We start from the raw sequence: 5034 nt of genomic DNA on the forward strand, positions 1-5034 counted from the left end.
GGAACACTGAACTGACAAGGGTTTGGGAATGAAAAGACCCCGAAATCGCAAATGTTTATTTTAACGAAATCAGGGTCGGACTAGCAAATGTTTATTTTGACTGATAGATGTATTTTTTAATTAGACAACCGCTTCTCCAACCAAACCACACTCTCAATATGCATACTCTGTGGAAACATATCTACAGGCTGAACTTCCTTTGTTTCGTAACCACCATCTTCCAAAACACGTAAATCCCGTGCTAAGGTCGAAGGATTACAGGACACATAAACAATCCGCTTCGGTCCCATTTCAATCATGGCATTTAACAATCCTTCATCACAGCCTTTGCGAGGTGGGTCGACAACAATTACATCTGGTTTTAATCCTTCTTCCTTCCATCTTGGCATCACTTCTTCGGCAGTACCAACTTCAAATTCGGTATTGGTCATGCCATTTAATTTCGCATTCACTCGTGCGTCTTCTATCGCTTCTGGTACAACTTCTACCCCATATACTTTCTTTGCTTTTTGCGCTAAGAATAGAGAAATTGTTCCAATACCACAATAGGCATCAATTACAGTATCTTCTTCACCTATTGCAGCGTATTCTAACGCCTTTTCATAAAGTCTTTTCGTCTGAGTAGGGTTGACCTGATAAAACGACTTAGCCGAAATCGCAAAACGAATCGAACCGATAGAATCATAAATATACTCTTGTCCCCAAAGAACCTTCGTTTTCTCGCCAAGAATCACATTGGTACGTGCTGGATTAATATTATGAATGATCGACTTAACATTAGGATATGTTTCTGTTAGTTCACGAATGAATTCCTTTGCATGAGGAAGCTCCTTCGTTCGCGTAATGATAACAACCATCGTTTCCTTTGTTTCTTGACCAGTTCGAACCATAATATGTCTTAGTACACCTGTATGACTTTTTTCATCATATGCCTCAATACCGACTCTGCCTGCAATCCTTCTGACTGCTTCAACCATTCGATCATTCAAGTCCTCTTGTACAATACAGGTATCCATATCTTCAATAATCTGGTGGCTGCGCATCTGATAGAATCCTGTTATTAATTCGCCGTCTTTTTCCCCAACTGGAATTGCTACTTTATTTCGATAGCGCCAAGGATCTTCCATTCCAATGGTTGGATGAACAGGTACATGTTCGAGATGGGCTATTTTACGCATCACGTTTTTAACTTGTTGTTGTTTCATCGATAGCTGAAGGTTATAACTCATGTGTTGAATTTGACATCCACCACATTTATAAAACACATCACATGGTGGCTCTACACGCTCAGGGCTTGGATTCTTCACTTCTAAAAGCTTACCAAAACCAAAGTTCTTATTAACCTTTACTACTTTTACAATTGCCTCTTCTCCAGGCAAGCCATAAGGTACAAATAATGGATACCCTTCGATTTTTCCAACGCCATTTCCTTCATGGGTTAAATCCTCAAAACGAATCGTTACCGTTTCATTCTTTTTTACAGGAGCTTGTTTTGCCATATATGTATCTTCCTTTACGTTCTATTGTTGAATTCTATCTTATCAGCTTGACACGGAATAAACAAAGGAGACTACCTATTATTCAGTAGTCTCCCTATTTAAATAGGATTCTGGTACAAAGAACTCAATATGTTGCTGGAGATTGTAGAATTCACCTGGCAGTAAGCCACCATATTCCCCATCAATATTGAGCTGCATTTTATCCTCCGGAACAACCTTTATATGCTTAGCCTTCGTATAAATAACGTGACTATCCTCTAAATGGGCTCCCCTTAGTGCTAAACTAGCGATCCGTACAAATTCTGCAAGATTAGTCTTCCGCAAAATTAACAAGTCAAAATAGCCATCATTTAGACAAGCGTCCGGTGCCAGTTTTTCAAATCCACCTACCGAGTTTGTATTCGAAATTAAGAATAGCATAATATCCTCTTCAATCTTATTTCCATCATACTCTATCTTAACAGGAGCAGGCTTTAAAAATGGAAGCATCTCAATTCCTTTTACGTAATAGGCTAGTTGACCTAACATTGTTTTTAGTTTACTTGGTACATCATAAGTTAGTTCCGTCAGTTTTCCGCCACCAGCTATATTTATAAAGTATTGACTATTTACTTTTCCAATATCTAGAAGCATTGTTTTATCCTCGATAATCACATCGACTGCCTTTTGAATACTATCTCGAGGAATGGTTAATGCTCTGGCAAAATCATTCGTCGTTCCTACCGGGATAACGCCCAATTTTGGTCGATATTCCTGCTCAGCTAGTCCATTTATAACCTCATTTATTGTACCGTCCCCACCAGCAGCTATGACAATATCATACTTTCGCTCAACCGCTAGTCTAGCTGCATTTGTTGCATCACCTTCACCGGTTGTAGCATGTGCTGATGCTTCATATCCCGCTATTTCCAATTTTTCTAGAACCGCAGGCAATTCTTTCTTAAAAGCCTCTCTTCCAGAAGTTGGATTATAGATTATACGGGCCCTCTTCATCATACATGTCCCCTCTCCAATGCTACTTTACATTATGCATTAACTATCTATATTAGTATCTCTATTCATATTTGGATAATTTTACATGCATTACTATCATAACCATAATTTATAGTTTTGAAAAGCTTTACGTAAAAATTAGACTTACAAATAGTTAAATTCTTCCTTTATAAATAGAAAAATAGACTGCCGGAAATACCCGACAGCCTACCATTATAGGTCATTATATGACTAACAAATCTCTTAATTTTCCTTATTTGCTAGTTTAAAGTTTTCTACTAATTGTTGAAGCTCCTCTGCGACATTTGTTAGCGAAGCTGCAGAGCCAGCAATTTCTTCCATCGATGCTAATTGCTGTTGGGTCGCTGCAGAAACATTTTGCGCTTCATCGGAAATCGCGTCCCCAATTGATGCAACTTCTTGGAATGTATTGTTAAAATGCTCTGTTGCTGAAGATATTTCCTGAATTTCTGAGCTAACACGCATAATTTGATTGGTGATAGTATCTACGTAACCAGTAATATTCTTAAATGATGCTCCAGCATTATTGGCAATATCGATTCCTTTATCTACTTCTGTTGTTGCTGTTTCCATAGATTTAACTGTATTAATCGTTTCCGTTTGGATCGTTACGATTACATCTTTAATTTGGTCAGCTGAGTTAGAAGATTGTTCTGCAAGCTTACGAACCTCATCCGCTACAACAGCGAAACCTTTACCATGCTCTCCTGCTCTAGCTGCCTCTATTGCCGCATTTAATGCTAGTAAATTCGTTTGTTCAGAGATATCGGTAATAACGTCAACAATATTACTAATTTGTTCAGATAGCTTTCCAAGGCCTTCAATATTGCTAGAAAACTCATGCGTATTTTGCTTAATGAACTCCATCTGTGTAATAGTTGTACCTAATGCATTATTTCCTTCTGTTACTGCAGACATAGCATCTGTAGCTGTGTTAGAAACATCATTAGAGCTTGATGCAATCTGATAAATAGACTCAGCCATTTCATTTGCTAGTTTAGAGCTTTGTGAAATACTACTATTTTGATTTTCCATACCTTGAGCAACCTCTTGAACCGATGTAGAGATTTGCTCTGTTGCTGATGTGTTTTGTTCGGTGCTTGCATTTAATTGTTCTGCAGCAGCAGCTAAGCTAATCGACTTATCTCTTACTTGCAGAATAACTTCATTTAAGTTTTCACGCATCTTATTAAATGCTTTTGCTAATGTTCCTAATTCGTCGTTACGATTTAAATCAATCGTTACACTTAAGTCACCCTGACTCATTGTATTACTTGCATCGACTAATTGCGTGATTGGTTTAGAAATAGAACGAATAATGAAGACGATGAATAATAGCACCTAATAATAACGATACCCCAATGACAATCAAGGTCGTATTTAAGATTGGTTTTGCTCCTTCTACGATTTCACTATTAAACATCGTTCCTACAATTTTCCAACCAGTTAGTTCACTAGTATCAAAGGCTAATTGTTTTTCATCTCCATCTAATTCATAGGTGAAATGACCGTTGTTAGCTTCAAATAATTGATCGAATAATGGTTCAGTTGCTTCTGATCCAGCTTCCCTGTTTGGATGAGTAATATATTTTTTCGTTCCGTCTAACAGGAACATATACCCTTCCTTACCAATAGTGACCGAGTTAATAATGTAAGTTAAGGCCCCTAGCTCAAGATTCACCACAACGACTCCATTATTATCCGCAGTCACTTTAGCAATGGTTACAACAATCTCACCAGAGGATGATGATACATATGGATCTGTTACAACAACATTTCCTCTATCAGCAATAGCCTGCTCGTACCATGGACGTTTTCTTGGGTCATAATCTGGGGGATTCTGAAATGATGAAGGCGAATTCATAAATTCCCCTGTTTGTGTTCCAACATAAATTTGTTCATATACAGCACTCTTAGAATTCTGTATTTCGTCTAATATGTCCCTAGTTCTTTCATCATGATCATTTTTGATATCTGTCGTAATGATCGTATTAGCTAAATAATTCACCACATCCACCTGATCTTGAACAAAGCGATCGACGGTTTGTTTCATGATACTAACATTTTTTTGTGCAGATTCGATCATGTTTCTTTCTACACTACCACTTGAGCTTTGAAAAGAAATCGCTCCTATAGCAATACTTGGAATTAATAAGATAACTAAGAATGAAATAATAGCCTATTTCGTAAACTTAATGAACGGCCGTTTTTTTCCACTTGTGCCTTCTTCTTATGCATTTTACCTTTCAATGTATACCCTCCTATAGTGATGTATATGCTTTCATAGTGACTATATCGGACTATAGAACCATTTATTAATCTTTTCCGTGATAGTAAAACTAATATGAAAAGTGGAATAATTACATTAGTTTACTTGAATAGTCAACTTCACAGCAAATAGAGTAGGCGCATGAATCACTCATGCGCCTCTCGCAGTTCCGTACGTGCGGGTCATCGCATACGGCTCCTCCATGATTATTCCCTTTGGGAATGATGTTCATTGTAAATATCAACCAGAGAA

The 5034-nt window shown here is 37.6% G+C and carries 4 protein-coding genes; all 4 read right to left on the reverse strand.

Going from position 1 to position 5034, the window contains the following annotated elements:
- Positions 1-116 precede the first annotated feature (116 nt).
- The 4 genes from rlmD to AAIB49_RS19410 all read right to left on the reverse strand — a co-directional run bounded on the left by rlmD (position 117) and on the right by AAIB49_RS19410 (position 4599).
- On the reverse strand, positions 117-1499 hold the full coding sequence (gene rlmD / locus AAIB49_RS19395; RefSeq protein WP_186868998.1) for a 23S rRNA (uracil(1939)-C(5))-methyltransferase RlmD: 1383 nt from the start codon (positions 1497-1499) through the stop codon (positions 117-119).
- 78 nt (positions 1500-1577) lie between these two features.
- Positions 1578-2492 carry a diacylglycerol kinase gene (locus AAIB49_RS19400; protein ID WP_343459001.1) on the reverse strand — a complete coding sequence of 305 codons (915 nt, stop codon included), beginning with the start codon at positions 2490-2492 and terminating at the stop codon, positions 1578-1580.
- Positions 2493-2735: 243 nt separating this feature from the next.
- Positions 2736-3854 (reverse strand): methyl-accepting chemotaxis protein, encoded by a 1119-nt coding sequence (locus tag AAIB49_RS19405; protein ID WP_343459002.1) that lies wholly within the window; start codon positions 3852-3854, stop codon positions 2736-2738.
- The gene (locus tag AAIB49_RS19410) at positions 3814-4599 is read right to left on the reverse strand and encodes a cache domain-containing protein (RefSeq protein WP_343459003.1); all 786 of its coding nucleotides are present in this window, start codon (positions 4597-4599) and stop codon (positions 3814-3816) included. Before AAIB49_RS19410 ends, AAIB49_RS19405 begins: the two co-directional genes overlap by 41 nt.
- Positions 4600-5034: the final 435 nt, after the last annotated feature.

This window comes from Ornithinibacillus proteolyticus (assembly GCF_039581225.1).
Lineage (GTDB): Bacteria > Bacillota > Bacilli > Bacillales > Amphibacillaceae > Ornithinibacillus > Ornithinibacillus massiliensis.

Coding starts and splice junctions, on each gene's coding strand:
- AAIB49_RS19400 (WP_343459001.1), bottom strand. CDS start 2,492: ATGAAGAGGGCCCGTATAATCTATAATCCAACTTCTGGAAGAGAGGCT.
- rlmD (WP_186868998.1), bottom strand. CDS start 1,499: ATGGCAAAACAAGCTCCTGTAAAAAAGAATGAAACGGTAACGATTCGT.
- AAIB49_RS19410 (WP_343459003.1), bottom strand. CDS start 4,599: ATGATCGAATCTGCACAAAAAAATGTTAGTATCATGAAACAAACCGTC.